The following is a 26,473-nucleotide window of genomic DNA, read 5'->3' as shown; positions in this document are numbered from 1 at the left end:
GGGATACACAATGGCTGAACCTTTAAAAGCGATGTACAATGAACAATTCCTGCTTGGTTTTGGCGAAAAGATTCGCAGTGTACATAGTGTTTTTGATACTGATGCATTTGTAATTTCGGCTATGGCGGAACCTTGGGATACGCTCGAACTGAAGGCAAGGATGCGGCGGATTACGGAGACACTGGGAAGTCATTTACAGCTTCCTTATGAGGAAGCGCTGGCGATACTGTTCGCTATTACTGAGGATTGTGTGGGATTTCCATACTTGATCTTTCCAGATTTTGTAGAGGTATTTGGTCAAGGGGCTGAGCATTGGGAGTTGTCTATGCAGGCGCTGGAAAGGTTCACACCGAAATCATCAGCAGAGTTTGCGGTTAGACCGTTTCTCTTGCGTGAACCGGAGCGGATGATGGCGCAAATGCTAGTATGGTCGAAGCACCCCGATGAGCATGTGCGACGATTAGCAAGTGAGGGTTGTCGCCCTCGTCTACCATGGGGACAGGCGCTCCCAATGTTTAAGGTAGATCCAGCCCCTGTGTTACCTGTACTTGAGCAACTGAAGAAGGATTCCTCCTTATATGTGCGCAAAAGCGTGGCTAACAATCTGAACGATATTGCGAAGGATCACCCGGAGGTGGTACTTGAGACAGCTCGCCGCTGGATAGGTATAGATCCCCTCACAGACTGGATTGTGCGGCATGGTTGTCGTTCTTTAATCCGTAAAGCTAATCCGGAGATTATGGCTTTATTCGGATATGCGGAGCAAGCAGACGAAGCAACACCACTCATAACGAGTGCTTCTATAACGATTGATCCTACCCAATTGCGAATTGGAGAAAACTCTGAATTACAATACGAACTTCAAGTTTGTGAAGGAACTCCTGCCCGTGTTCGAATAGAATATGGCATCTATTTCGTGAAGGCTACAGGTCGAACCTCTCGTAAATCTTTCTTACTATCGGATAAAACAGTACCTGGGGGTACAATTCTGTCAGGCAAACGGACGCATCGCTGGGCGGATTTAACCACTCGTCGTCATTATCCCGGGGAACATCGGATTGTCCTGTTGGTTAACGGGCGGGAAGTTGCAGATACGTTGTTGAAACTTGAGGGGGATCAGTAAATGAAAAAAGAAGTATTGATTTTTATTTCTAATGGATATGCAGATTGGGAAGCTGGCTATATAAGTGCCGAACTAAACAAGCCAGAAAGTGAATACAAAGTTAAGACAGTTTCTTTAAATAGCGACAATGTACAATCTATGGGCGGATTTACTGTTATTCCAGACTATACTATAGATAGTTTACCCGCCCAGTTTGAAATGTTAATTTTAATTGGGGGTACAGGCTGGAAAGATAATTCAGCGATTACTCCAGTGATTGAAAGTTGTATTCAGAATAGAACTCCTATAGCGGCTATATGTGACGCATCAACCTTTTTGGCAGAACATGGCTATTTAGATGAGATTCCTCACACTGGAAATTCATTAGATTACTTAAAAGAGTTCGCTCCTAATTATAAAGGACACGCAAATTTTTTAGAAAAACAGACCGTTTCGAGTGACAATATCATTACTGCTAATGGTACGGCTTCTTTGGAATTTACAAGGGAAGTCTTGAAGAAGTTAAAGGTTATGCCATTAGAACAAATCGATGGATGGTATACCTTTTTCAAAAATGGGTTTTATCAAGAATAATGAAGTCATGAAAAAAAGGTGTTCTCAGGTCTTATCGACTTGAGAGCACCTTTTTACTTATTTTTTCACTTCTGTAACACCCGTTACTTTTCCTTGATCCGAGGTATCGAAGGTGGATTGATACTTAGCATCTGCGAAGTAAACATTCCCTTCAACCGATGCATTTACTAAACTGAAGCCATCTGCTTCGACGTATACATCACCAATAAATGTGCCGCCTTGAATACGGGCGTTTTTACTTTTGATCGTAAGTTTTGGTGCAGTTAGTTTAAAGGAGTTAGTAATATTGTGCTCTGCATCTTGTGTGTAGAGAGCGATTTTTCGAGCAGGTTCATCTTTATTCGTGAATTGTCCGTCCAGCACGAGATCCTCGGTGAAGGTTAAGTCTTTCAGCGTAGCAGCAATCCAAGTACCGTCCGCACTGATTGCCTTTTTAAAGGCCTCTTCATTATCCACTACCGACGCTGAGGTTACAGCATCAGTGGTGTTATTAGTGTTGCCAGCGTTATTGGTGTTACCAGGTGTAGTAGTGGCGGTAGGGGTAACGTTGGCATTGTTATTGGTTGAGTTTCCGCATCCGACTAAAAGCACAATTGCAAATACTGCGGCTACGCTTGCTATCTTTCTCATCTGTATAACCTCCCTGAGTAATTGTACTGATATCCTACGAGCTTAATATAGACTGATTAGTTAGTATTAATGTGTTGTAAGCACAAACGCTTACCGTCCTTGAGAGACGATGAAGACTTTTCTGCTTGAGTACACAATAATATTTACCGATCATTCTACAAATGGTAATATAGGCCTGGACATCTCTGGCGTATAGTATGACCTGGAAAATATGAATTATTCGAAGAAATTCACGAAAAATAACATTCTTCTTTTGATGAAGAAGCATTTTGGATTACAATAAGTTAAGGTGAAAAAAGGAGCTGTACCAATGGCTAAACAGAAATATTATGTAGTATGGGAAGGCAAGCAGCCGGGAGTCTATAGCACTTGGGCGGAATGCCAGGCGCAGACCGATCACTATACCGGAGCCAAATATAAATCGTATGAATCTAAAGCGGCGGCAGATGCGGCATACACAGCGGGCTGGAAAGGTAATTGGGGAACAGGGTCATCAGCATCCGGTGCGGCTAAGTCCAAGGGGACAAGTTCTTTTAAACGAAGCGCTACAGTGGAGACCTCAGCGGAGATCGATTACAACAGCATTTCTGTGGATGTTGGAACTCGTGGCAATCCGGGTCCAGTCGAATATAAGGGTGTGGATACGCAAACCGGAGATATTATTTTCTCTTGTGGGCCGATCAAGAAGGGCACTAATAATCTAGGTGAGTTTTTAGCGATTGTGCATGCCTTGGCGCTCCTGAAGAAAGAGGGAAGTAATAAGACAGTCTACAGCGACTCTGTGAATGCAATGAAGTGGGTAAAGCAGAAGAAAGTAGCGACAACCTTGCCACGCGATGCTTCAACAGAGGAAATATGGGTACTTATTGATCGGGCAGAACGTTGGTTGCAAACCAATACATATGACAATAAAGTGCTTAAGTGGCAGACTAAAGAGTGGGGCGAAATTAAAGCAGATTATGGTCGGAAATAGTTAGAGTAAGGTTCTGGGTTTCGGCTAGAGGAGGAGAATTGGGGATGTTCGGCAACGATTGGGATGAGATATTACAAGATGAAATGCAAAAGCCCTATTTTCTGGAGCTAATGGCTAATCTGGAAAGTGAATATAAGGAACATACAGTCTATCCGCCAAAAGAATTACTGTTCACGGCGTTAAAGCATACACCTTATAGTGAGACAAGGGTTGTTATTTTGGGACAGGACCCATACCATGGAGCGGGACAAGCACATGGTTTAAGCTTCTCGGTAAATCCGGGGGTGCGTATACCGCCTTCACTGCGTAATATTTATACGGAGCTATCGGAGGATATCGGTGTACCAATTCCAAACCACGGATCCTTACTGCGATGGGCAGAACAGGGAGTGCTTATGCTCAACTCGGTACTAACGGTACGTGAGGGAGAGCCGAATTCTCATAAAGGTCTAGGCTGGGAGACATTCACAGACACCATAATGAAGAAGTTAAATGAAAGAACTACGCCGATGGTGTTTATTTTATGGGGAAGTCATTCACAGAAAAAAGGTGCCTTCATAGACCAAAGTCGTCATGAGGTTATTCAGTCTCCACATCCGAGTCCGCTCTCGTCGTATCGTGGATTCTTTGGTAGCCGTCCTTTTTCGAAGGTCAATCAGTTTTTGGAGTCGAAGGGAATGAAAGGAATCGATTGGTTCATTTCGGACATATAACTAATGGGATGTTGGGAAGGGGGAGGGAGCAATGAAGCATTGGGTTGGTAAACCGGTTATCATGTACTGCGGGGACGAACCTTACACGATCATGAAAGGCATTCTTCGCAAATGGGATCTTTCCGCTTCTGTAGCGGTCATCGGTCATCAGGAAATTGCCGTGCCATTTCGGGATATTGTGGTCATCAAAGCTTTGGCTCCTAGAGAAAGAGCACTGCCTCCAGTCTTGCATTCTGTGGGTTATGTGATGAGGGAAAGGCAGCAATTTGATAATGCAGTATATTTTAAATCGGCTGTAAGTGTTTGGAAAGAAGATCGGCTGATTGCTCTGAATACGACCATCATTTCGCATACCAAAGGTTCAGTTACACTTCAGGATGGACAGAACCTTATGAAAGGCAATCACATCTTTGTAGTTCGTTCTTTGCGAGGTTAATTTCAGTAATCCTATAAAGAAGCACAAAAAGGTACATCTCCAATTGGAGACGTACCTTTTTTTATTTATGGAACCTCATTCAGTTCGTAAGTGCTATAGATTCTCATGCTTGAGAGGCTCAGCCTCTTCCTCTCGATCTGCAACAATAATCTCATACACTCGTAAAAAAATAATTTTGGCAATCATATAGACGGGCAGCGCAATAAGCACACCAATAATACCGTAGAAATCCCCACCTATAAGAACAAGAAGGACCGTGGTCAGTGGATGCACATCTAATGATTTGCCGTAAATGATCGGTGAGAGTACATTATCTTGGATTTGCTGTGCAATGAATATGACGACCAGCGACCATATTGCCATCGTGGGTGATTCAATGAATCCAACAATAACTACGGGTACTCCCGCAAGGAAAGAACCCACATAAGGAATGAAATTGAGCGGTACTGAAATTACTGCGAGCAGCAGTGAATAAGGCAATCCGATAATAAGGAAACCGATATACAACATAATACCGAGTACGACGTTTAGCACCACACGTGTGACGATGAAACTGCTCAGTGCGCTGTCGATATCCCCGAACATTTCTTTGCCTTCTTTACGGTACTTTCTAGGGATTAAGCCCTGTAGTTTTGGTGACAGCTTATAGTCATCTTTTAGCATGTAATACAAAATGATGGGCAAGGTAGCGATTAGAATAACAATGCTGGAAACTACGCCGATCAAATTGGACATCGAATTGGTTACCCAAGTAATAGCCTCGCTAAGATATTCTGATATACGGGCAGCTATGTCGGAGTCCCCTTGGAAAAAGCGTGAGAGTGTCGGATTATCCCTTAATGCATTGAACTGATCCTGTAATCCCTGAACAAGGTAAGGCGTGTTATCAATAAAGTTCTGAATTTGTTCTTGCAGTGTCGGCCAGACTAGAACCCAGAAGAGAATAAACAATCCGGCAAACAAGAAATAAATGAGCAGGATGGAGAATGCCCGGTTTAATTTTCTTTTCTCAAGAACTCTTACTAACGGTCGTAACAAGTAGTACATGAAACCTGATAGTACCATGGGAACGAGTAATAATCTGATAATGGCAGCCAGTGGTGCGAATAGAAACATTACTTTGGAGCCCAAGTACAAAATAAGTAAAAAAGCGATAATAGCAAGACTTGTCCGAAAATACTTCTGTTGTTGCAATAGGAACATCCCCCAAGTTCAAAATATAATCTATGTAGTTTAATAACCCTAATTCACATGACTTGATTCAAAAGAATGGATTACTCTCCTATAGGTAGTTCTTGGCATATCCGTGGAGGATGACCCTATGACTGAGGCTACGCCAAGTAAGTTGTTCACAACACATAACCATAACATCATCATATAAATCGCTCAGGGGCTTTGTGGATCATCTTAACTTCCGTCTAGAAGGTTTCTTCGTGGAAAGGGTGAATATTTCTGGTACTTCAATCTTGCCTCCGGTTTCCTTCGTAACTTGTCTTGCCTTGACGAGAGATAAAAAAGCAAAAAATTCCCCTAAAGTGGCCAGTGCGGCAGCAATGATTTCATAATCTTCAGCACTTAATTCTGCTGTTTCCTCACTATTACCGTTCCCGTTGTTATTTCCATTACTATTTCCGTTACTCTTAGCATTGCTGTTACCGCCCATTTTTTTGTTATTTCTTCCGTTGGCCATTTCTGATCACCCGCTTTTTCCTATATGTAGTATTAATATGTTTTAAACATCAGTGAGGAGATAGGCAATTGGTATGTAATTTTCTTATGGGCTTGTTTCACCTTGAGCGAAGCATGAAATCATTCCATTTATTACATTTTGCCGGAGTATCCTTTTTAATGTTAAAGCGCTTTACAGATGATGAAAACGCTGTTAAAATCATAAACGAGCACAAATGATCAATAACAGTCAGATATAATCAAATAATGGTCATGGATTTCCAAAGATAAGCGCATTTAATAAATGGGATAGCACTGTAACTTAAAGGAGCGAACCACGATGTTGTTTGAGGAAGAGAGAAAACAAAGAATCGTGCTTTTTGTGGAAAAGAATTCAAGAGCTTCGGTACAGGAGTTAGGTCAGGAACTGGGCGTGTCTGAGTCTACTGTGCGCCGTGACCTGAAAGAGCTTGAAGAAGCCAAGTTGCTGAAACGAACGCACGGCGGGGCAGTATCCCTGCAGAGTGTTAACTTTGAGGCGACTTATCCAGATAAGGAAGATCGATTGTTGGATGAGAAGCAGAGAATAGCACGCAAGGCCGTAGAGATGATTCAGGAAGGCGATGCTATTCTGCTGGATGCTGGAACCACAACGCTACAGATTGCCAAAGAGCTGAGGGCTTTTTCTAATATCAAAGTCATTACGAATTCGATTATGGCGCTTAATGAACTGCGGGATTGTCGCAATATAGAAGTCTCGATTACAGGCGGAATGTTGCGGCCGGATACATTGGCTTTTGTAGGACCGATGACAGAGCGCTCTTTAGAGATGGTAAGAGTTGATAAAACCTTTCTTGCAACCAACGGATTAGATTTACGAGAAGGAATCACTACACCTAATATGCTTGAAGCAGCGACCAAACGTAAGATGATCTCGGTTGCGAAGCAAGTAATTCTTCTGGCTGATCATAGCAAGCTCGGTCAAGTATCCTTCTGTAAGGTTGCCGACGTGACGGAAATGGATCACTTCATTATTGATTCTGGTGCGTCAGATAAGTTCATCCGTGAGATTACGCAAATGGGCGTAGATTTCTCGCTGGTATGACCTTTAGGTGGAGGATGTTCTACGGTTAGAAAATGTCTTAATTTGAGTGGTATGGAATCATTGTAAGATCGTTTGGAGAAATTACATTTGCCGCATGTTTAGCCGGTAATCTATGGCTTAGAAAACCAAAATAATTGAGGGATAATTATGATCTATACAGTAACGCTTAATCCTTCCATCGATTACATCGTGGAAGTTGAAGATTTGAGACTAGGTGGCTTAAACCGGATGAAACGTGATTTGAAGCTTCCTGGAGGTAAAGGGATCAACGTATCACGCGTGTTAAATCAGCTTGAGGTTCAGAATAAAGCTATAGGCTTTCTTGGTGGATTCACTGGACGATATATTGAGGAATGGTTGCGGAAAGAGTCGATTTCAAGTGATTTCGTATTTGTTTCTGATGATACCCGAATAAATATCAAGCTTAAGCATGGAGAGGAAACGGAGATTAATGGTGCAGGGCCCGTCATCCGAGATACGGAGGCAGAGGCATTATTACAGAAGATGGCTGTTCTGAATGCAGGGGATGTTGTGATATTGTCCGGAAGTGTTCCTCCTTCACTGGGTGCTGATTTCTATGACAAGTTGATATCTGTATGTAAGCAAAGAGGGGCAGAATTTGTCATTGATACTACAGGTTCAGCGCTGAAAAAGGCACTCCCTTATCAGCCGTTGCTCGTTAAGCCTAATCATCATGAGCTTGCAGAGCTATTCGGCGTTACGATACAGACTAAGGAAGAAATTATAACTTATGGTCGCAAGCTGCTCGAAGCTGGCGCGAAGCATGTGTTAGTTTCAATGGCTGGTGAAGGTGCCTTGTTCATTACGGAACAGGGGGTATACCACGCCAATGCTCCAAAAGGAGCAGTAAAGAATTCTGTAGGCGCAGGCGATTCTATGATCGCTGGATTCGTTGGCACATTTTCTTTGACTGGAGATTTAATGGAAGCTTTCCGTGCAGGTGTTGCCTCAGGTAGCGCAACAGCTTTCTCTGATGACCTGGCAGATAGAGCATTCATTGAGCAGCTGAGACCGCTGATCAACATCTCAGAAGTGTAAGCTAACAGCATTCAAAGTACTCAAGGGAGTTGGAAGATATGAGAATTACGGATTTGATGATAAAAGATACAATGATTATGAATTTAAAAGCAACCACTAAAGAAGGTGCAATTGATGAATTGATTGCCAGTCTTGCCGCAAGTGGTCGTATCAATGATCCTGTTCTATTTAAAGAGATGATCCTGAAGCGTGAAGAGCAGTCTAGTACTGGGATTGGTGGCGGTATCGCAATGCCACATGCCAAGACTAAAGCGGTGAATGAAGCGACAGTTGTGTTTGCTAAGAGTGCGACGGGCGTCGAATTCGAATCGCTTGATGATGAGCCGGCTCGGATCTTCTTTATGATTGCCGCCCCAGAAGGAGCGGGCAACATGCATCTTCGTACATTGGCCTCGCTGTCCAGACTGTTGATCGATAGTGAATTCATTGAACAGCTGATGAATACCCGAACTCCAGATGAGGTATCCGCCTTGTTCGATGTGAAGCAGGCGGAAGGAGAAGCCAAGGAGAAAGAGAGCGAAGCTGCTGAAGCTGTCAAGAAGTCAGAACCTGAAAAGCTAATCGTCGGCAACCCGGATTCCCAAGCATTCGTCGTAGCTGTTACTGCTTGTCCTACTGGAATTGCGCATACCTTTATGGCTGAAGATGCGCTCAAGAAGAAGGCTCTGGAAATGGGAGTTAATATCCGTGTAGAGACAAATGGTTCAGAAGGTGCCAAAAATGTCTTAACACCCGACGAGATTCGGCGTGCAAGTGGTGTAATTGTGGCAGCGGATAAACAAGTGGAAATGGCCCGTTTTGATGGTAAGCCAGTACTGCAAAGACCGGTTAGTGACGGTATTCGCAAATCGGAAGAGCTCATTCGCAAAGCAATGAACGGCGATGCACCGATTTACCATAATGAAGGTCGTAGTGGTAATGAAGGAGAGTCGAAAGAGAAATCCGGCAGTATCGGCAGTAAAATATACAAGGACTTGATGAACGGTATCTCTCACATGCTGCCGTTTGTAGTCGGCGGTGGTATTCTGCTGGCGATCTCCTTCCTGATTGAACAAGTCGGTGGAGAGAATCACCCTCTATTTCAGCTGCTGCAGACGATTGGTGGCGGTGATGGTGCCTTCCATTTCCTAATTCCGGTTCTTGCTGGATTTATTGCGATTAGTATTGGTGACCGTCCAGCCCTGATGCCAGGTATGGTTGGCGGTTATATGGCCCTGAATTCCAACGCTGGATTCCTCGGCGGTCTGGCTGCAGGTTTCTTAGCTGGTTATGTTGTTATCGGTCTGCGCAAAGTGTTTGCAGGTCTGCCAAAAACGCTCGACGGATTAAAGCCGATTCTGTTATATCCGGTATTTGGTCTATTGATAACCGGTGGATTGATGTATTACCTGTTCGATCCAATCTTTAGCTGGATGAACGTAGGACTCATTAATTGGCTTAACGATCTTGGAACCGTTAATGCAGTAATTCTGGGTCTCGTTCTCGGTGGAATGATGGCTATTGATATGGGAGGTCCTTTCAATAAAGCGGCCTACACTTTTGCCATCGGGGTATTCACTACCAGTGGAAATACTAACGGATTCATGATGGCGGCTGTAATGGCAGGCGGTATGGTTCCTCCACTTGCAATAGCGCTTGCTACTACTTTCTTTAAGAACAAATTTACAGAATCAGAACGTAAGTCAGGGTTAACAAACTATGTATTGGGCTTATCGTTCATTACAGAAGGGGCGATTCCATTCGCCGCTGCCGATCCACTGCGTGTCCTGACTTCTTGTATCCTAGGTTCAGCCGTAGCAGGTGGCCTCACTCAGTTTTGGAATATCAACGTTCCAGCACCGCATGGTGGGATCTTTGTAGCCGCGCTTTCGAGTCATGCGTTGTTGTTCCTATTGGCCGTTCTGATCGGATCTGTTATTTCCGGATTAATGCTCGGATTATGGAAGAAACCTCTTGAGGCAAAGTAATAAAATAAATAATTTGAACTGCTGGGTGCCAGACGCTTCTTCTGGTGCTCGGCAGTTTTTTGAAATATAAGAATTTTTAAGTTTACGCTAAAAACTATCCTTCTATTTTTCGCAGAAACGATCATCGTCTCTAAGAGGAAGCCAAAGGCGTTTCTTCTTACCTAAACTTTGACCACGTATGCCCCTCTACCCTTACGAGAATAATCTCCTTCATTGAGGTTTATTTTTGTATAATTGAAAATATATATAACAAGAGGGCAAAGGAGCGAGCGAGATGATACTGCACAAGGGGGAGGTCTTGTTCCGTCAAGGGGACAGCTGCGAATTCTTATATAAGGTGAAAAGTGGGCTGTTCAAGGTAACAAGGCTTCATGAAAATGGGAACATGGTGTTATTCAACATCTTGTATCCTGGTGAGATGGTTCCCCATCATTCACTCATTTCGCCAAAGGAGGCGCATGGAACAGCGGTTGCGATGATGAAGAGCGAGGTGGAGGCAGTTCCTTCAGCGGAATGGTATCAACAGGTACGGGATGAGCCAGGTCGAGCGATGGAGATCGCTATCCTTCTTCAGGAGAAGGTACGGTTTATGCAGACTCGGCTAGATCACCTTACTGTTGGAACACCCGCAGAACGTATGGAGCTCTTAACCCGTTGGTTCAATGACTACTCTCATGGCGCAGCGCTAACAGAGCTTTTGACACAGGAAGAAATTGGACAATTGATCGGTGTGAGACGCGAAACAGTCAATCGTTTGTTGCGTACCGTGGAGTGATTCCTGCCTATTTTTATAGCGAAGTGTTTAGAGTGGGGGATCTCCGTGGTATAATGTATTCAGAACTTATTAAATTACAGAAAGGATCAGGATACCATGTGTCCCCGAAGGACGATTCCCCAAAGGACGATTTGGAAACGTTATGATCTGTCTTATACTTAGCTTCCCTGTAGAAGGTGCGTGAACCGTTGTTACTCGACGAACCGCCTCTGCGAGGGGAAGGAGTATATATATGCGAAGGAGCAATACCTCCGGTTTTACCCGTCGTAGAGGTTGGTGGGACGTTTAGCCGCCATATACGATAAGGGGAGACCTGTATGAGGAACCACAATTACGGAGTGAATGTACTGCTCCGGTTGACAGTCATTTTGTTTGGAACATTTTTGCTTGCGTTTGCTTATTATCACATCAATTTTCAGAACCATTTGTCTGAGGGCGGATTCGTAGGATTATCGCTACTCGGCAAATATGTATTAGGAATTTCACCTTCAATTTCAACTCTGCTTCTAGACGTTCCAGTACTCTTGATTGCATGGATGTTCAAAGGGAAAGCGTTCGTGTGCAACACCTTTGTTTCTGTAGGAGCTTTTACAATCTTTTACGGACTCATGGAACGTTATTCCGGTTTGGTCATCAACTTGCAGAGCAACTTGGCATTAGCAGCTCTTTTGTCTGGCGTACTGACAGGTTTAGGCGCGGGAATTATTCTGCGAAGCGGCGGCGCAAGTGGTGGAGACGATATTTTGTCGCTGCTGATCAGTGAATGGAAGGGAATTAAAGTAGGTACAGTATTCATCATGTTGGACGTAGTCGTTCTGGCATTATCACTCTTCTATATGCCTGTTAGAGAAACGATGTATACGGTGATGGCGGTAGTTGTAGCTGGTTATGTGATCACCTTTACAACCTCTTTAGGTAAACCAAAGTTAGTGAAGGCGCCAAAGATTCAGTCTACGCTGCGTAAGCCACATGATGGTACGGTAATATGAATAAGACTGTATAAACAGCTTATTTCGGGGATATACTATATTTAAGGTCAGCCAGAATTTCTGGTTGACTTTTTTTGTTGTATAAGTGACGCGATTTAAAGGGTTGAAGATCTCAGTGGCGTTGCTTGGACGTTTCGCTCATAACAAAAGGTGGCGTACAGTGAAAATCCTGTACGCCACCTTTTAGTTAATTTAAGACTCTCTTGTGCTCGTCTTTGAATCGTGTAGAGACATTTGCGACCAGCTTGCCCTTTTATTTAGCCCACGGCATTCGTGATAGCTTCGCATTCGTCCGAGCAATGACCACTGTGCTGTGCTTCACAGTCCTCACAGCAAATATGCTGAAGGTGGCAAGCATCGTTGGCGCAGTTGATGAATTGGTCAGCTGGCTGACCGCAGTGATGGCAACGTCCGACAATGATATCCCCGTCGGTATGATTAATCTGTACGGAGATCCGCTCATCGAAGACATAACATTTTCCATCGAACAGTTCGCCCTGTACCTCAGGGTCTTTACCATAAGTCACAATGCCGCCATCCAGCTGGTACACCTGCTGGAAGCCTTCCTTCATCATAAACCCGCTTAATTTCTCGCAGCGGATTCCGCCTGTACAGTAGGTCAGGATTGGTTTATCTTTTAGCTCGCTCATATTCTCGCGAATCCAGTCCGGGAATTCTTTGAAGCTGTCTACTTCAGGGCGGATGGAACCGCGGAAATGACCAAGATCGAATTCGTAGCCGGTACGACCATCCAGAATTACCACATCATCGCGCTGCATCATTTCATAGAAATCTTTAGGCGCCAGATGCTCTCCGGTGATCACGTTAGGGTCCAGTTCATCCTCGACCCGGAACGTCACGAGTTCCTTTTTATAACGAACGAAGATCTTTTTGAAGGCATGACCATCAGCCTCATCGATCTTGAAGACGATATCGCTAAACAGCGGATTTGCGCGCAAATCCTTCATGTATTGCTCGGTTTGGGCAATCGTACCGGACAGTGTCCCGTTAATGCCCTCATCTGAGATGAGAATTCGTCCCTTTACGTCAAGCTCTTTGCAGTAAGCCAAATGCTCCTGAGCGAATTGTTCGGCATCAGGCACTTTTACAAATTTATAGTATAGCAGAATTGCATATTCCGATTGTGGTTTCATTCTTTTCACCTTTATCATTAGAATTAGACTACTAAATAAACGTTTAAGTATAAAAAGTATTGTAACATATTATCAAGACTTGAAAAAGATACTCTTGAATCGGTAATGGTTAAAACTTGGATATTAGTAAGAAAAACAGCGCAATGAATATGTCTGAATCATCATACCTATGGGGGAAGTCTGCAAATGGCGGCGCGAGTGGATGAGACGATATTTTACCGCTGCTGATCAGTGGATGTAGGAGTCAAAGTAGGTACTATATTCATCCTGTTGGATGTAGTCGTTTTGTCGGCTGGTATAAACTGCATTTTTCGGGGATACTACGATTAAGGTCAGCCAGAATTTTGGTTGACTTTTTTTGCTGGATATAAGCGAATAACATGGATAGTTATGATTGGCGAAACCGTGAATCACAACGCGCGTATTAATTTTCATTCGAAGAGTCACATGGTGACTTTAATAAGAAGGAGGAAATGCGGGATGAGTGCTCACGAGATTGATTATGTCATTATGGGCGAGGAAATTCAGTGTGTGGAGGTGCAGCTTGACCCCGGAGAGAGTGTAATTGCCGAAGCTGGAAGCTTCATGATGATGGATCAGGAAATTACGATGGAGACGATCTTTGGTGATGGTAGTGGGGGGACGCGCGGAAGCGGACTGATGGGTAAGCTGATGGGTGCGGGCAAGCGTCTGTTGACAGGGGAAAGCTTGTTCATGACCGTATTCACACATAGCGGTTCTTATGGACGAAAAAGTGTCACCTTTGCTGCTCCATATCCAGGAAAAATCATCCCGCTCGATCTTCAGCAATACGCTGGAAAAGTGATCTGTCAAAAGGATTCATTCCTCTGTGCGGCGAAGGGCGTCTCGATCGGTATTGAATTTCAGCGCAAGCTGGGCACCGGCTTTTTTGGTGGAGAAGGCTTTATTATGCAAAAGCTGGAGGGCGACGGTCTTGCATTCGTACACTCTGGTGGCTACGTTATGGAACGCACACTACAGCCGGGAGAGACGCTCAAGCTGGACACAGGTTGTCTTGTCGCTATGACGTCTTCCGTGGATTATAATATCGAGTTTGTAAAAGGTGTCAAAACCGCGCTATTCGGCGGAGAGGGCCTGTTCTTCGCCACACTGCGCGGACCCGGCAAGGTGTGGGTGCAGTCACTGCCATTCAGCCGTATGGCTGACCGCATTCTGTCCGCAGCTGGTAACAGCGGACGCAAAGAAGAAGGCAGCGTACTTGGGGGACTCGGCAATCTGCTGGATGGCAGATAGGTTTGGGCGAGGTTGATGGGTAGAACTTTCGAGGCACAGAATAAGCGGTTTTAGCGAGTGGCTTATTAGGGGGAGACAAGGACAGAAATACCCTTCTTGTGCGTGTTGGCCCGAATAGCGCGAAAGAGGGGCAAAAATGCCCTAGATTTCTGGGAATTGGCCCAAATGGGGCGAAAGAGGGGCAAAAATGCCCTAGATTTCTGGGAAATGGCCCAAATGGGGCGAAAGAGGGGCAAAAATGCCCTAGATTTCTGGGAAATGGCCCAAATGGAGCGAAAGAGGGGCAAAAATGCCCTAGATTTCTGGGAAATGGCCCAAATGGAGCGAAAGAGGGTTAAAAATGCCCTAGATTTCTGGGAATTGGCCCAAATGGAGTGAAAGAAGGGTAAAAATACCCTTAATTTGCACGGATTGAGCCGATCCGGCCAAATGAACGGTATAAATCCCGTAGAATGGGCTGGATTGAGCGAATCCAGCCAAATGAACGGTATAAATCCCGTAGAATGGGCTGGATTGAGCGAATCCAGCCAAAAGAACGGTATAAATCCCGTAGAAATGGCCGGATCCATTTCTAATTGCTTCAGCAAGACATTGGTTACTTATGTTCGATGTGATATCACTATTCGACGTTTGTATTATCGACTCTGTGATGTCCACCGCTACTGTATCTGCAACTAACTATATAGTGAGACCCGTGGATGATTATGCTCATTCACGGGTCTTTTTTTAGAGGTTGGGCTTGGGATAGTTTAATTCATAACCATCAAATACCTGCTTCGCGTTAGGCATGACGATTTGCCTCACGTTACGCATGATGATCTATCGCACAATCCCCCTAACAATTTGACTAACCCTGTCCGCGATGTATATATTATTTGGCAAAGCCCTTATAAGAGGTTGTTCAAAAAGTCCGCTTTTGATCACGAAGTATTCCAAGAAGATTATTCGACATCGAATATTGAATTCAGGCGAAACTTCCGGTGCTCACGTAGCTTCCACTACGCTCCGCTCCTCAGTTTCTACCTTCATCCAATCTTCTCGGTGCTGAAAACCGTACTTTTTGAACACGTACTATAATGTTAAAGCTGTTACCGGAGGCATGATATGTTCAAAATATTTATTATAGAAGATGACCGTGGACTGGTGGCTCTGCTGCAGGATTATTTACATAAGTTTGGATATGAAACACAGGCTGTGAATGATTTTGAGCGGGTTCGTGCTCAGTTTGAGACGTTCGCTCCGCACCTGGTTCTTTTAGATGTTAATTTGCCAAAATACGATGGGTATTATTGGTGCCGCCAGATTCGTGGGATTTCCACCTGCCCTATCCTTTTTATATCTGCCCGCGATGGCAAAATGGATCAGGTGATGGCGCTGGAGAACGGAGCCGACGATTATATTACGAAGCCCTTTGATTACGAAATTGCGATGGCCAAAATTAAAAGCCAGCTACGACGCGCCTACGGTACCTATGCGGGAAGCAACAATGAGCGTACCCTAACCGTTGCCGGAATGGCACTGGATGTGGAGCGACTAGTCCTTACCCGAGGAGAAGCCAAAGTGGATTTAAGTCACACGGAAGCCAAGATACTAGATGAGCTGATGCAAAAGTCGGGAACTATCGTTACCCGCGACAGACTGCTCGAAAAAATCTGGGATGATCAAGCCTTTGTGGATGAGAATACGCTTAATGTCTATGTCACCCGTGTACGTAAAAAGCTTGCCGCTCTTGAGATTACGGACGGTCTACAAACCGTTCGAGGTCAAGGCTACCGCTTGATTCCGAATTGGGGGGATGAGGATTGAAGCTATTTTTAAGGGAGCAGATCCCTTTAATTGTTGTCTATCTAGCACAGCTCATCTTGATCACACTAGTATATCGGCTGGATGGGGGCAGTGGTGTGAGTGTTAGTCTGTACGCTGCTCTTCTCAGCACTTGTCTGCTGCTTGGCTACCTCGCTTATCGGTATATCAGCAATCGTACGTTCTATGAACGTCTGGAGACTGTACCCACCTCTCTAGATGAAGCTGGCGGTCCATCACAGGATTCTCCGCTTGCCGTGAGTTTACGAGGACTACTAGGGTCACAATTCCGCCTCTACAAAAATGATTTACACAGCTACCGCCACAAGCTGGAGGAACATATTCACTTTATTAATCAGTGGGTGCATGGGATGAAGACGCCATTGTCTGTCATCCATTTGATGATTCAAGATAAAGACGGACCGCCTTTTACGGCGATAGGTGATGAATTGGATCGTCTGAAAAAAGGACTGGACACTGTACTTTATACGGCTCGGCTAGATACTTTTGAGCATGATTTTTACGTGGAACGTTTGGATTTGGAAACCCTCGTACGTAGCGTGACCTCAGAGCAGAAGCGTCTGTTCATACGTAACCGTATATTTCCTACTATTAAAATAGATGAACGAATCGCCGTAACCACAGATGAGAAATGGCTAAGCTTTGTGCTTACGCAAATTATTACGAATGCAATACGTTATACGACGGAAGTCGGCAAACATGTATATTTCCATGGGTACATACAAGAAGAAAAGAGAGCAGTACTGGAGATACGAGATGAAGGAGTTGGCATCCCAGCAGGTGATCTACCGCGTGTGTTTGATCCTTATTTTACAGGTGTGAATGGACGAATATTTCAAGAATCCACGGGGATGGGTCTATATCTTGTGAAACAGATCTGCGGAAAACTTGGTCACGAGGTGAGCATTTGCTCAGAAGAAGGTAAGGGCACAACCGTACGGATAGTGTTTAGGGAGTCCTACCTTACAAAAATGTAAGGTCATTGTAAGTTAGAGAAATGGCAGCCTGTGTATACACTTTGTATAATGAAGGCAATCCAGTCGAAAGAAGGAGAGGTAACACTTGCCCATTCTAGATGTTCATAATTTATCAAAAATATATGAGGGTAAAGTGTCCACTCAGGCATTGAATCATATCCGTTTTTCTGTTGAAAAAGGGGAGTTTGTTGGCATAATGGGACCTTCGGGGAGTGGGAAAACAACACTGCTCAACACGATCGCCACCATCGATCAGCCGACCTCCGGTCAGATTCTGATCAACGGCCGAGATCCCAATCTGCTTAGCAGACAAGAAAAGGCACTCTTTCGCCGCCATGAGCTTGGTTTCGTCTTTCAGCATTTCAATCTGCTGGATACGCTCACTGTAGAGGAGAACATTGTGCTGCCTCTCACGCTTGCTGGTGTCCGTGTAACGGAAATGGAGAGCAGATTGAAAGAAGTAGCAAGTATGCTGGACATTGAGCATCTGCTGCAAAAAAGGACATATGAGATTTCAGGTGGACAGATGCAGCGGACCGCCATCGCCCGGGCGATGATTCATCGTCCTTCATTGATTTTAGCAGATGAGCCTACAGGGAATCTGGATTCCAAAGCTTCAGGTGAAGTCATGAATATGCTGACAGAGGTGAATCAGGAAGAAGGGGCAACCGTGCTGATGGTCACACATGACGCAGTGGCCGCGAGCTTTTGTAACCGAGTCATCTTTATTAAAGACGGACGTTTCTATAGTGAAATGTACAGGGGGAGCAGCCGAGGCGCCTTCTTCCAAAGTATCATTGATATGTTGTCTCTGCTTGGGGGAACTAGCCATGACCTTTCGGCAATTCGCTTATAGGAATGTTACACGTAACAAGCGTAAATATGCGGCTTATTTTGTCGTCAGTGCTTTTTCAGTGATGATCTTTTTTGTGTGCGCATTGTTTATTTACCATCCGGATATTTCTAAGAGCTTGGTTTATAGTACAGCTGCTCATACAATGATGGCGGCAGAAGCCATTATTTATGTGTTTTGCTCGTTGTTCGTTCTTGTATCGGTCGGATCATTCCTGCAGTCACGTAAGATGGAGTTTGGGATTTTATTGATGCATGGAATGACGAAGCGACAGCTGAACATGATGGTATTTTTGGAAAATATGATGATCGGCACCTCTGCCATCCTGACAGGTACTTTACTTGGGTTAATTCTAGGTAAGTTGTTTTTGATGATCGGATCTACTTTTCTAGGGATACCTCTTTTAACGTTTCATCTTCCATGGCAGGCGCTTGTACTAACGATATGTAGCTTTGCGCTGTTATTTATTCTAATCTCGCTAAGCACGTTCTTCTTTATTGGGAATGAATCACTGATGCGGCTGTTTCAGGGAGAACGAAAAGCAGAAGAGGAACCTAAAGTTTCCTTGGTGTTATCTATACTGTCTGCTTTATTGCTGTTAACGGGCTATTTTATGGCAGCTACAGCACAAGCGGCTTCGGTTGAAAAGGTGATGTTCCCCGTCGTTATAATTACGGTTGCGGGTACCTATCTCTTTTATACTCAGCTCAGTATTTACACTGTTAAACTACTTAAGACGATCCGGCGCCTGTATTGGAACCACACGAATATCATTACTTTATCGGGTTTGTCTTACCGCTGGAAAGAGAATGCCCGAATGTTCTTTATGGTGACGATTGTATCCGCAGTATCTTTTACTTCAGTGGGAGTATTCGCATCGATCCATACGCTTTCCAGAGAGTTGAAATTGGACTATCCCGCAGCAGTTGGTTATGTAGCCAAAGGCAATCAATTGCAGGATCCTTTTGATCAGCATTTGGACGAAATTAAGGAAGAGCTTACAACGCTCGGTTTACCCTATGAGACACTTAGTATTCCGATTAAATACGCAGAGGTGGAATCTCAGACCGGGCCAGATCGCACGTTAAGGCTTCCCTTGATTGCTTACAGTGATTATAAGCTTGCTCTGCTTCGTGCAGGGTTTACGACGGATGAGCAGCCTCTAAGTAGAGATGAAGGACTGGTGATGATCGGTTCGCAACGAGACCGGAGTCTGCAAGCGGGTAGAGTAAAGCCGGTATACAGCCTGAAGCAAGGTCTTTCCATTCGAGAAATGGGCTATACCCAGCATGTTCCGATTGCCGAATATCTATTGCCGGAGCTGGATGGAAGGGATGGGGGAGATTTCAGTGGTGTTGTGATTAGCGATGAGCTTTACAAGGCCATTCATCCCGTACAGACCGATTTGTATACAGGATTTTACATGGATGATTTCCCGCGAACAGTAGGTATAGCGGCGGATCTTGCTCATAAAGGGAAACGGTCCTATGAAAGTAACTCGCCATACGCGATTGTTGTTAGCGGCACGCTGTTTGAAATACAAAGAACATTGTACAACACGATGCTATTCGCTTCTTTACTGGTGGGCACTGTCTTTTTCATTGCAGCAGGCAGCTTCCTTTACTTCCGGCTGTATACAGATCTAGATCATGATCGCCATCAATATTCTACATTGTCCAAAATGGGACTTACAGATCAAGAGCTAAACCGAATTGTAACGATACAATTGTCGTTGTTGTTTTTTGTTCCGGTTGGGGTAGCCATTTTGCATAGTGTGTTTGCCTTTATTGCGCTTCAGCGGTTGTTTTACTTATCTATTGCTGTGGAGACCGGGGCGGTGTTATTGGGATATTTGGCTGTCCAGGGACTTTACTTCTTTTTTATTCGCAGCCGTTATTTACGCAACTTGAAGAAGAACTTGATCTGAATAATGGGGGTTACGAAATGCAAGCATGGATTACAGATTTTATGGAGCAGTTTGGTTACTTTGGTATTTTCCTGATGCTCGCTTTTGAAAATATATTTCCACCGATTCCTTCCGAAGTGATCCTTCCTTTTGGCGGATTCATGACAACCACAACGAATTTGACCATTCCTGGTGTAATTATTGCTGCTACGCTTGGCTCACTGCTGGGTGCAGTAATTCTCTATTATATCGGTCGTTTGTTGGATGTAAATCGATTGGAAAAGATCGTTGAACGCTGGGGCGGCCTACTCCGGATTAGCAAAAAGGACATCCACAAGGCTGACGCTTGGTTTGACAAATATGGCTATTGGACCGTATTATTTTGTCGGATGGTTCCACTAGTGCGTAGTTTGATTTCGATCCCTGCAGGGATGTCGGGCATGAAATTTGGAGTGTTTATGATCTTCACAACGATTGGTACGCTGGGATGGAATCTATTGCTGGTGCTTATTGGTGCGGCATTGGGTGAGTCCTGGGAAGACATCGCCATGTATATGGATATGTACTCCAACGTAGTGTACGTGCTTCTTGCAGGTGGAGTAGTGATCCTTGGGTATTTGTTCTTCCGCAAGCGCAGCCGGAAAATGAACACCGAAGGTTGAGCCGAGAAGGACTTATAGATAAAAGTTATGATTAAAAGGAGGAGAAAAAATGGAGCTATTAACGATTATTAAAGCTATTATTTTGGGAATTGTTGAAGGATTGACTGAATTTGCTCCGGTATCCTCCACAGGTCATATGATTATTGTTGATGATATGTGGTTAAAATCGACAGAGTTATTTGGGCAATATACGGCCAATACGTTCAAAGTGGTTATACAGCTGGGGTCAATATTAGCAGTTGTAGTTATTTTTAGAAATAGGTTCATTGAATTGCTGGGCTTAAAGCGCTTCAGCCGCAAGCAGTTGGATCCTGTAACCGATCAACAACCACAGCTTGAAAAAGGCGGCCACCTTAAGCTTACACAGGTGCTTGTAGGTTTAGTGCCAGCAGGCGTGCTGGGGGTTCTGTTTAATGATTATATTGACGAGCATTTATTCTCTACATCCACCGTGTTAATCGGTCTAGTAGTCGGTGCTGTATTAATGATTATTGCGGATCTATTCGGACCAAAGAAGATTCAAACGGAGAGTGTCGATCAGATTACATATAAGCAGGCGCTAGGTGTTGGTCTGGTCCAGTGCTTCTCCTTGTGGCCGGGATTTTCCCGTTCCGGGTCGACGATTTCTGGTGGTGTTCTTCTGGGTATGAGTCATCGCGCTGCTGCTGATTTCACGTTTATTATGGCTGTTCCAATCATGGCAGGCGCCAGTTTACTCTCACTGATGAAGAACTGGCAATATTTCACCATCGATGCCCTGCCGTTCTTCATTGCAGGCTTTATCAGTGCCTTTGTATTTGCACTATTATCGATGCGTTTCTTCTTGAAATTGATCAACCGGATTAAGCTTTTACCATTTGCTATATATCGCATAGTACTTGCTGCAGTAGTATATTTCGTGTTTTTCTAAATCCGTTATAAGGAATCGATATAACAAAAGCCCCCGTAATCTATTGCAGATGACGGGGGCTTTCACGTATGATGACATCAGATTTAAGACACTCACTTTATCCTTATAATTCTCGCATAAACGCTTACCGTCCTTAAAAAGACGCTGAAGGCGTTTTAGCTTATGGATGATAAGAAAGTATAAGTATCACGAAATCCTTTCTTATCATTCTCGCATAAACGCTTACCGTCCTTAAAAGGACGCTGAAGGCGTTTTAGCTTGACAATATCGGAGACAGGTGCTTGCCGGAAATTAGTAATTCGGTAGGCTTAATAGGGAAATTCGGTTTGAAGCCGATGCGGTCCCGCCACTGTAACGGAAGAGTCCATAGCAACATATGTCACTGGCAATTTACTACTGCTGGGAAGACTGCTAAGGATGCTGACACCGCTAGCCAGGAGACCTGCCTGTTTCAACAGCACTGCTTCACCTACGAAGGATAGGAAGGTGTTAGACGTTAACCATAGGTATATTATGGGCGTCTTTCCCTTTGACTTTTTTAGGGAAGGGGCGCTCTTTTTTAAAGGAATGCAAGTGATATCGAGTCCAAAATAAGAAGATGGAGAAGGGGAGCTGCAAAGTGACGAACAAAGTAAAAGTAAGCAATCTTGGCTATCCAAGAATCGGAAAAAACCGCGAGTGGAAGAAAACGTTGGAAGCCTTCTGGGCGGGAAAAATAAATGAGGAAGCGTTCCGTACTGAAATGACAGGAATTCAGCTTCAGCATTTGAAGACTCAGCAGGAGGCAGGAATTGATTTAATTCCGGTAAATGATTTTACGTTCTACGATCATGTGCTAGATACAGCTGTAATGTTCGGGATCGTACCTCCACGTTATGCGTATGATGGTGGCGATATTGGGCTTGATCTTTATTTTGCGATGGCTAGAGGAAATGCTGAGGCTACTGCTTGCGAGATGACTAAATGGTTCAATACGAACTATCATTACATCGTTCCAGAGATCGGTGCACAAACGCCGCGTCTGACCGAGAATAAACCACTGGCTGCTTATCGTTTTGCCAAGTCCCAAGCGGGAATTGAGGGTAAACCTGTGGTTTTAGGCCTTTATACATTCCTTAAGTTGTCAAAAGGTTTTGCATCTGCGGATATTGCGAAGATTGCTGCTCGGTTTCTTCCGGTTTACGTTCAGCTGTTGCAGGAACTGAAGCAAGAAGGAGTAAGCTGGGTACAAATTGATGAACCAGCGATTGTTACAGGAATAAATGAATCAGAATTATCCTTACTTCACTCGATTTACACAGAAATTGCTGAATCCGTGCCTGGATTAAATATTATTCTGCAGACTTACTTTGAAGCTGCTGAACCGCTGGAGGCGCTGTTCAAACTTCCGGTACAAGGTTTAGGTCTTGATTTTGTCCATGATGGCGGGACGAACCTGGCATCGATTGAACGTCTTGGCTGGCCTGAGGATAAGTGGCTGGGAGCGGGTATTATTGACGGACGCAACATCTGGCGCTCAGATCTGGATGCTAAGCTGCAGCTAATCGAGAAGCTGAGTGTACATGTATCACTTGATCGTCTTATTATACAGCCTTCTTGCAGTTTGCTGCATGTTCCGGTTACTGTTCAGGGTGAGGTGAAGCTGAAGGCCACCGTTAAGGCTGCTTTAGCTTTTGCCGATGAGAAGCTTAGAGAGCTTGGCCTGCTTGCCGCAGCCTTAGAGGGTACAGCAGAAGCTGCTGCTGCGTTGACGGCCAGTCGTGAAGCCCTTACTGCCTTCCGTGCACTTCCTGAACGCGGTCGTAAGGATGTGGCCGAGCAAGTTCTCGGACTTACAGATTTACCAGACCAACGTAGCTTACCTTTTGCTGAACGCCTGAAGGTGCAGCAGGAGAAGTGGCAGCTGCCACTTCTGCCAACGACAACAATCGGAAGCTTTCCACAGACCGTAGAAGTGCGCCAGGCAAGGTTGAAATGGCGTAAAGGCGTATGGAATCAAGAGCGTTACGACGGGTTCGTTCGTGAGCAGATTGCAGATGCAATCACTTTCCAAGAAAAGCTGGGTCTGGATGTACTCGTGCACGGTGAGTTCGAAAGAACCGATATGGTGGAGTTTTTCGGGGAGAAGTTGGATGGTTACTTATTTACTAGTAATGGCTGGGTTCAATCCTACGGATCACGCTGCGTTAAGCCACCAGTTATTTATGCGGATATAGCTTTTATCCAGCCTATGACTGTAAAAGAAAGCGTCTATGCTCAGTCGTTAACTTCCCTTCCTGTTAAAGGTATGTTGACTGGTCCTGTTACGATTCTCAATTGGTCTTTCGTACGTGATGATCTTAGTCGGGAAGCAGTAGCGAATCAAATTGCCTTAGCGCTCCGTCATGAAGTTAAAGTATTGGAGGATGCAGGCATAGAGATGATTCAAGTAGATGAACCGGCTATCCGTGAAGGACTTCCTTTGAAGGCTGAAGATCATGAGGCATACTTGAATTGGGCGGTGAAGTCGTTCCGTATCGCGACGAATCATGTGAAGGCTACGACACAAATTCATACCCACATGTGCTATAGCGAATTTAATGACATGATAGACTCCATTTCAGCGATGGATGCGGATGTTATCTCTATTGAGACTTCACGTAGCCATGGGGAACTGATCGTTAGCTTTGAGGAGCAGGCGTATGATAAAGGAATTGGTCTTGGTGTATATGATATCCATAGTCCACGGGTTCCTGCAGTAGAAGAGATGACAGCTAATATTGATCGTGCGCTGCGGGTGCTTGATCCTGAACAGTTCTGGATTAATCCGGATTGCGGTCTTAAGACACGTGGCTGGCAGGAGACAGAAGATGCACTTCGTAACATGGTAAAGGCTGCCGCTATTGCAAGAGAAAATGCAGGAGTTAGTGCTTCCAAATAACATAAGAAGTATACAATAAATCATAGCCGGGGAATTTCTCCCTGGCTTTTTATTTCAGCCACTTGATAATAATTCTCATTCTTGATAGAATGAGAAAAGAAAAGAAGGAACCGTGGAGGGTCCCTTCAAATCATCACCTTATTTGCTTTCGAAAGTCTTGCAATCTGTTTCTTCTGCACGTGTAGGTTCTTGGGAGCTGTGGAAAGCTACAAAGATAGAATCAGCACTGCATTTGTTCTCTTCTGCCCAGTGGGTGCAGGAGTTAACTTCGCAAATTACGTCTTTTGCCATGAGGGTTCACCTCCCCTTTTAGTAATAGACAGCATTATTAAAAAACTTCTCTGTTCAACAAGGTGGAGCTTGTCCGAACAGAACCGTGTTCTGCCCTCATTCATTATGAATAGAGGGTTTTTGGTATTTTTTTACGTGTTTAGACGTGGTAATTGTACCAAATAAAGTGCTTGTAAGCAAATGAGTTATTCGAATGGTTATGGTGTCCCATATGTCACTAGAAGTGGTTTGACTAGAAGAATCTCTCAGCCTGTATACAACAGTGCTTCTGTATAATAGCTTAAACTAAAAGAGTTGCAGAAATGCGACTCTTTTTTTATTTAGAGAGCATAATTCAAAAGAAACTGTTCACAATTCCATTTTTCAGTGCAACCTTCCAAGTTTTGGAACGTCTTAGTAAAGAGTGACGGAAGAGATCTGCTTAGAACAAGACATTCCGTAACGATATTATGATCCGTGCAAGCGGTATCTATTACATTTTTGGAGGAATGAGAATGCGCAAATGGGGTCTGCATTACTTATGTTTATTAATTCTTGCGGTAGTCTTGGCGGGTTGTGGCTCGGCGGATAGGAATTCAGCGGCAGATAGTTTGGCAAAAGAAAATGGTAGTACGAGTAACGACGCAGCAGTAGAGGTACAATCGCAAAGCTCGATGGCCTCAACAGCGGATCAAAGCACTTCGGCAGCTCCTGAGGCAGAAGCAACTGGCAGCGAGAATATGGCTGTAAAGGGCTCCACATCAGAAAATACAGATCAAGCAAGTGCAGGATTTACTGGTAGCGATGTAGTAGCGGGCTTGAACAAGAAGCTGATCTATAAAGCGAATCTTAACATGGAAGTAGAAGACTATGGAAAAGCACAGACTGAAATACGTAATTTAGTAACCATGGCCAATGGATATATTATTGAGTTTAATGAAAATATGTCGCAGTACGAGCAAGGTGGGACGTTTATCCTTAAGGTGCCTGCCTCCGGATTCTCACCTTTTCTGAATAAATTAGAACAAGTAAAACACGAATCTCTACAGCGCAGCATTCAAGGTCAGGATGTCTCAGAAGAGTATGTTGATCTGGAGTCACGTTTGAAGGCAAAACAGCTAATGGAAGCACAATATACAGAGTTTATGAAAAAAGCGACGAAATCTACTGATCTGGTCGCCTTCGCGAACGAGCTTGGTTCGATTCAAGAAAGCATTGAGCAGATTAAAGGTAGAATGCGTTATATCAATCAGAATGTATCCTTTTCTACGGTAGAATTGAGAGTGTATCAGACGGATGAAAGTATTGCTGTCAAAGAGAAGAAGGAGCAAGGGCCGTTACTGGAACGTGCTTCAGATGCTCTAAACGGAAGCTTAAATGCACTATCTGTGATGTTTCAGTGGATTGTCGTTATCCTTGCAGGAGCGTTACCGATACTTATCGGGGCTGCCATTATTTTAGCTATTGTATTAGTTTCCCGTAAAAATATTCGCGAGCGTCGGGAGCAGCAGACCGAGAGAATTCGTCAGCGAAATAAGGAGCTGAACAGAGAGCAAGCCATCCCTGCGGCAACAGAGCCTAAGGAGGCAGTTTCAGAGGATAATTCGAAGGCTAATAAGGACTCAGAGGACTCAAAGAAAGAATAGCCCTACAAGCATAAGAATAATGTATAACGTGAAACTTATACTTTCTTATATTTTAAGAGAAAAAA

25 protein-coding genes, 1 pseudogene and 1 riboswitch are annotated in these 26,473 nt (G+C 44.3%); of the genes and pseudogenes, 20 read left to right on the top strand and 6 right to left on the bottom strand.

Annotated features, from left to right (window positions below):
* Window positions 1–10 precede the first annotated feature (10 nt).
* Both MKY19_RS22315 and MKY19_RS22310 read left to right on the top strand, forming a co-directional pair.
* Entirely contained in the window at window positions 11–1,123 is a 1,113-nt protein-coding gene (locus tag MKY19_RS22315; protein WP_339797724.1) for a hypothetical protein, read from the top strand.
* Window positions 1,124–1,696, top strand: coding sequence for a type 1 glutamine amidotransferase family protein (locus MKY19_RS22310; protein ID WP_339797721.1), 573 nt, complete (start codon window positions 1,124–1,126; stop codon window positions 1,694–1,696).
* 57 nt (window positions 1,697–1,753) lie between these two features.
* Here the strand turns inward: MKY19_RS22310 and MKY19_RS22305 are convergent, their stop codons facing one another.
* Window positions 1,754–2,326, bottom strand: coding sequence for a hypothetical protein (locus tag MKY19_RS22305; RefSeq protein WP_339797718.1), 573 nt, complete (start codon window positions 2,324–2,326; stop codon window positions 1,754–1,756).
* 310 nt (window positions 2,327–2,636) lie between these two features.
* On the opposite strand from MKY19_RS22305, the gene MKY19_RS22300 reads away from it, so the two are divergent.
* The 3 genes from MKY19_RS22300 to MKY19_RS22290 are packed head-to-tail and all read left to right on the top strand — an operon-like array spanning window position 2,637 to window position 4,448.
* Complete coding sequence (locus MKY19_RS22300; RefSeq protein ID WP_076284676.1) at window positions 2,637–3,299, top strand: ribonuclease H family protein; 663 nt, start codon at window positions 2,637–2,639, stop codon at window positions 3,297–3,299.
* 44 nt (window positions 3,300–3,343) lie between these two features.
* Window positions 3,344–4,012, top strand: coding sequence for a uracil-DNA glycosylase (ung, locus tag MKY19_RS22295; protein ID WP_076284675.1), 669 nt, complete (start codon window positions 3,344–3,346; stop codon window positions 4,010–4,012).
* Window positions 4,013–4,043: 31 nt separating this feature from the next.
* The gene (locus MKY19_RS22290; RefSeq protein WP_042190609.1) at window positions 4,044–4,448 is read left to right on the top strand and encodes a hypothetical protein; all 405 of its coding nucleotides are present in this window, start codon (window positions 4,044–4,046) and stop codon (window positions 4,446–4,448) included.
* A gap of 93 nt (window positions 4,449–4,541) precedes the next feature.
* On the opposite strand, the gene MKY19_RS22285 is transcribed toward MKY19_RS22290, so the two are convergent.
* Both MKY19_RS22285 and MKY19_RS22280 read right to left on the bottom strand, forming a co-directional pair.
* The gene (locus tag MKY19_RS22285) at window positions 4,542–5,651 is read right to left on the bottom strand and encodes an AI-2E family transporter (protein WP_339242945.1); all 1,110 of its coding nucleotides are present in this window, start codon (window positions 5,649–5,651) and stop codon (window positions 4,542–4,544) included.
* Between the two features lie 199 nt (window positions 5,652–5,850).
* Window positions 5,851–6,138 (bottom strand): hypothetical protein, encoded by a 288-nt coding sequence (locus tag MKY19_RS22280; protein WP_339266389.1) that lies wholly within the window; start codon window positions 6,136–6,138, stop codon window positions 5,851–5,853.
* A 309-nt stretch (window positions 6,139–6,447) separates the two neighbouring features.
* Between MKY19_RS22280 and MKY19_RS22275 the strand changes: the two are divergent.
* The 6 genes and pseudogenes from MKY19_RS22275 to MKY19_RS22250 all read left to right on the top strand — a co-directional run.
* Window positions 6,448–6,630, top strand: a pseudogene (locus MKY19_RS22275) (DeoR family transcriptional regulator); the annotation flags it as partial.
* 51 nt (window positions 6,631–6,681) lie between these two features.
* Window positions 6,682–7,221, top strand: a complete 540-nt coding sequence (locus MKY19_RS22270; RefSeq protein WP_339804440.1) for a hypothetical protein — start codon at window positions 6,682–6,684, stop codon at window positions 7,219–7,221.
* Between the two features lie 147 nt (window positions 7,222–7,368).
* Window positions 7,369–8,280, top strand: coding sequence for a 1-phosphofructokinase (gene pfkB, locus MKY19_RS22265; protein ID WP_339797714.1), 912 nt, complete (start codon window positions 7,369–7,371; stop codon window positions 8,278–8,280).
* A 38-nt stretch (window positions 8,281–8,318) separates the two neighbouring features.
* Complete coding sequence (locus MKY19_RS22260; protein WP_339797712.1) at window positions 8,319–10,247, top strand: fructose-specific PTS transporter subunit EIIC; 1,929 nt, start codon at window positions 8,319–8,321, stop codon at window positions 10,245–10,247.
* Between the two features lie 274 nt (window positions 10,248–10,521).
* Window positions 10,522–11,022, top strand: a complete 501-nt coding sequence (locus MKY19_RS22255) for a Crp/Fnr family transcriptional regulator (RefSeq protein ID WP_076284669.1) — start codon at window positions 10,522–10,524, stop codon at window positions 11,020–11,022.
* Between the two features lie 317 nt (window positions 11,023–11,339).
* A complete protein-coding gene (locus MKY19_RS22250; RefSeq protein ID WP_076284668.1) occupies window positions 11,340–12,011 on the top strand; it encodes a YitT family protein in 672 nt (223 codons plus the stop codon).
* A 257-nt stretch (window positions 12,012–12,268) separates the two neighbouring features.
* Here the strand turns inward: MKY19_RS22250 and MKY19_RS22245 are convergent, their stop codons facing one another.
* A complete protein-coding gene (locus MKY19_RS22245) occupies window positions 12,269–13,165 on the bottom strand; it encodes a rhodanese-related sulfurtransferase (protein ID WP_042190591.1) in 897 nt (298 codons plus the stop codon).
* Window positions 13,166–13,645: 480 nt separating this feature from the next.
* On the opposite strand from MKY19_RS22245, the gene MKY19_RS22240 reads away from it, so the two are divergent.
* Entirely contained in the window at window positions 13,646–14,440 is a 795-nt protein-coding gene (locus tag MKY19_RS22240) for a TIGR00266 family protein (RefSeq protein ID WP_042190589.1), read from the top strand.
* A 345-nt stretch (window positions 14,441–14,785) separates the two neighbouring features.
* On the opposite strand, the gene MKY19_RS22235 is transcribed toward MKY19_RS22240, so the two are convergent.
* Window positions 14,786–15,097, bottom strand: a complete 312-nt coding sequence (locus MKY19_RS22235; RefSeq protein ID WP_339797708.1) for a hypothetical protein — start codon at window positions 15,095–15,097, stop codon at window positions 14,786–14,788.
* Window positions 15,098–15,544: 447 nt separating this feature from the next.
* Between MKY19_RS22235 and MKY19_RS22230 the strand changes: the two genes are divergently transcribed.
* The 7 genes from MKY19_RS22230 to metE all read left to right on the top strand — a co-directional run bounded on the left by MKY19_RS22230 (window position 15,545) and on the right by metE (window position 24,492).
* Window positions 15,545–16,246 carry a response regulator transcription factor gene (locus MKY19_RS22230; protein WP_149646713.1) on the top strand — a complete coding sequence of 234 codons (702 nt, stop codon included), beginning with the start codon at window positions 15,545–15,547 and terminating at the stop codon, window positions 16,244–16,246.
* Window positions 16,243–17,241 (top strand): sensor histidine kinase, encoded by a 999-nt coding sequence (locus tag MKY19_RS22225; RefSeq protein WP_339242934.1) that lies wholly within the window; start codon window positions 16,243–16,245, stop codon window positions 17,239–17,241. The genes MKY19_RS22230 and MKY19_RS22225 overlap by 4 nt, the downstream gene beginning before the upstream one ends.
* 85 nt (window positions 17,242–17,326) lie before the next feature.
* On the top strand, window positions 17,327–18,097 hold the full coding sequence (locus MKY19_RS22220) for an ABC transporter ATP-binding protein (protein WP_076284439.1): 771 nt from the start codon (window positions 17,327–17,329) through the stop codon (window positions 18,095–18,097).
* On the top strand, window positions 18,072–20,021 hold the full coding sequence (locus tag MKY19_RS22215) for an FtsX-like permease family protein (RefSeq protein ID WP_339266377.1): 1,950 nt from the start codon (window positions 18,072–18,074) through the stop codon (window positions 20,019–20,021). The genes MKY19_RS22220 and MKY19_RS22215 overlap by 26 nt, the downstream gene beginning before the upstream one ends.
* 17 nt (window positions 20,022–20,038) lie before the next feature.
* Window positions 20,039–20,662, top strand: a complete 624-nt coding sequence (locus tag MKY19_RS22210) for a DedA family protein (protein ID WP_042190577.1) — start codon at window positions 20,039–20,041, stop codon at window positions 20,660–20,662.
* 49 nt (window positions 20,663–20,711) lie between these two features.
* Window positions 20,712–21,572: an undecaprenyl-diphosphate phosphatase gene (locus tag MKY19_RS22205; protein WP_339797703.1), complete on the top strand. Its 861-nt coding sequence runs from the start codon at window positions 20,712–20,714 to the stop codon at window positions 21,570–21,572.
* 258 nt (window positions 21,573–21,830) lie between these two features.
* Window positions 21,831–22,037: riboswitch (cobalamin riboswitch) on the top strand.
* A 154-nt stretch (window positions 22,038–22,191) separates the two neighbouring features.
* Window positions 22,192–24,492, top strand: a complete 2,301-nt coding sequence (gene metE, locus MKY19_RS22200; RefSeq protein WP_339797700.1) for a 5-methyltetrahydropteroyltriglutamate--homocysteine S-methyltransferase — start codon at window positions 22,192–22,194, stop codon at window positions 24,490–24,492.
* A 138-nt stretch (window positions 24,493–24,630) separates the two neighbouring features.
* On the opposite strand, the gene MKY19_RS22195 is transcribed toward metE, so the two are convergent.
* Entirely contained in the window at window positions 24,631–24,783 is a 153-nt protein-coding gene (locus tag MKY19_RS22195; RefSeq protein ID WP_076120659.1) for a DUF1540 domain-containing protein, read from the bottom strand.
* 494 nt (window positions 24,784–25,277) lie between these two features.
* Between MKY19_RS22195 and MKY19_RS22190 the strand changes: the two genes are divergently transcribed.
* Window positions 25,278–26,408, top strand: a complete 1,131-nt coding sequence (locus MKY19_RS22190; RefSeq protein WP_339797697.1) for a DUF4349 domain-containing protein — start codon at window positions 25,278–25,280, stop codon at window positions 26,406–26,408.
* The last annotated feature ends 65 nt before the right edge of the window (window positions 26,409–26,473 follow it).

It is taken from the genome of Paenibacillus sp. FSL R5-0744, assembly GCF_037972555.1.
In the GTDB taxonomy this organism is placed as follows: domain Bacteria; phylum Bacillota; class Bacilli; order Paenibacillales; family Paenibacillaceae; genus Paenibacillus_AQ.
This window is presented reverse-complemented; position numbering and strand designations above follow the sequence as displayed.